At 34.2% G+C, this 2012-nt stretch carries 3 protein-coding genes; all 3 read right to left on the bottom strand.

The features are described 5' to 3' along the window. Positions 1–143, bottom strand: a 143-nt coding sequence (locus J2S77_RS14475) for a chemotaxis protein CheW (RefSeq protein ID WP_370871863.1), incomplete at its 3' end; no start/stop codon positions are given. A gap of 385 nt (positions 144–528) precedes the next feature. Beyond that, positions 529–1278: an EAL domain-containing protein gene (locus J2S77_RS14385; RefSeq protein ID WP_306978513.1), complete on the bottom strand. Its 750-nt coding sequence runs from the start codon at positions 1276–1278 to the stop codon at positions 529–531. Between the two features lie 236 nt (positions 1279–1514). Beyond that, a partial coding sequence (locus J2S77_RS14380) for a GGDEF domain-containing protein (protein ID WP_306978511.1) occupies positions 1515–2012 on the bottom strand: 498 nt, incomplete at its 5' end.

Raw genomic sequence — 2012 nt, 5'->3', positions numbered from 1 at the left:
TCTGCGACACCTTTTATGTATGTTGGAGATTGCGGTACTGTTGAAATGGTCGGAATTTTTTCAATCGATGATACTTGTTGAATCGATACAGCATGATCTTCATCTGCAAGCTCAAATACAACACACTTTTGCAACGTTTCCATATGAGATCCTCCTTTCCTTCATGAAAATTGGTTAAAAACTGTTAGTGTTATGATTATTCAATTTAAAAAGAGAGAACTGTCAAAGAAAAGCATCTTAACTTGATAATCTTCTGATTAAATATACTTACAACTATATATTCATTACTTTTAATTTTTAGCAGCAAGTCCTTGATTATCTCTATTAATATAACACTATTATCACAGGTTTTTTGACCTATCAAAATTATTTTAGCCCTTATACTCTCAAAAGTAAATAATTTGTTTGATTTTGTCGAAAGAATGATTATATGAATTAAAGTAGACATCGGTTATGTTTAGTAGATAACATGATCAACCATATCCTTTGATGTTGGGTCGCGTTTTACTACAGAAAGGCTCCATACATTTAAAGAGTTAGAGTCTTCGGCATGTGTTTCAAGTCATCCAGCGCTTGTGGCCGACATAGATAAAACCCTTGAGCGTATGTCACATTTAACTCTTGGGCTTTTGACAGTTCAGGTAATGTCTCAACACCTTCCAAAATCAGAGTAATTGTTGTTTCTTCTGCATACGCAACAAAAGCATTTAGTAACGCCTGTCTATGAAATGAGTCGGGTAAATCTCGGCTAAAGTACCGATCCATTTTAACGATATGAGGCTCTAATTCAATCATAGCTTGCAGGGAAGCTGATCCCTTACCGACATCATCTAAAGCGATATTAAAACCATACGTTTTTAATATGGACACATAATCACGTAATACATTATAGTTAAATGATGGTTCTTGTTCGTTAATTTCAATCACGACTTGATGCGGTTTGACATGGTAGAAATCCAATAAGTCACGTATCCAAAAGGCAAATGATGAATCCATCATGGTGGAAGGCAACACATTAATAAGCAATGTCTGCCCTGGTTCAAAATATTGATCTGATGAATAAGCTTTAATGGCCTGTTTAATTGATAAACGATCTAATTCGTGTAGACGTCCGATTTCATGAGCAGCGTCAAACAATAACTCTGGATGTCCAAATAAATCGGTTCTTAAAAGTGCCTCATACCCAATAGGTTCATTGGAGGTTAGGTTATAAATTGGTTGAAAATGATGATATACCAATTCATGATCAATCACTTTCGCTAATGTGTCACGCTCCATTTTCATCTTCCTTATCTCGAATTTTTTATTTATTGTCGAAAATTATCTGAATTTATCAAATATTAGCTTATCTTGACAATTATTAGATATACAATAATAGTATCACAGTCTTAAGACTTTTATAATATAATTTTGTACAAATTTTGTCTTTTAGGCAATAAAAAAACTATCCCCCCTGGAGCATCATGATAGGAATGCTCAGGGAGATAGTCACGATAAGGGATAGTACTATTAGATTATGATTCGTTGTAAATAACATAATTGTTTTTACCTGAATCTTTTGCTTGATATAAAGCATAGTCTGCTTTTTCTATTAAACTTGTAGGATTATCTCCCTCTTCATAAAAAGCAATTCCAATGCTAAATGAAGTAGAAAATGAATAGCCGTCAATTATCCTTGTTTGGCCCACTGCTTCCAGAATACGCTCTGCGATTTGTGCTACTTCCTCCATATCATCAACATCCGGCAATAAGATAACAAATTCATCGCCACCAATACGTGAGAAAGTGTCATCCCCTCGAATTACTTGATTAATACGTTCGGTCACTTGTCTTAATAACTCATCGCCTACATGATGTCCATAGGTATCATTTATTTCTTTAAATTCATCAAGATCCAAATATAATAAAGCAATTTGTTGATTCATTAAAACCTGTTGTTGCAATAGTTTGTGTAACCCTTCATTCAGCTTCCGTCGATTGGCAAGGCCAGTTAAAGGGTCTTTATTTGCTAA

This window comes from Alkalibacillus salilacus (assembly GCF_030812915.1).
GTDB lineage: Bacteria > Bacillota > Bacilli > Bacillales > Alkalibacillaceae > Alkalibacillus > Alkalibacillus salilacus.
This window is presented reverse-complemented; position numbering and strand designations above follow the sequence as displayed.

Excerpts from the sequence above, each read along its gene's own strand:
- J2S77_RS14385 (WP_306978513.1), bottom strand. The coding sequence starts at position 1,278 with ATGGAGCGTGACACATTAGCGAAAGTGATTGATCATGAATTGGTATAT.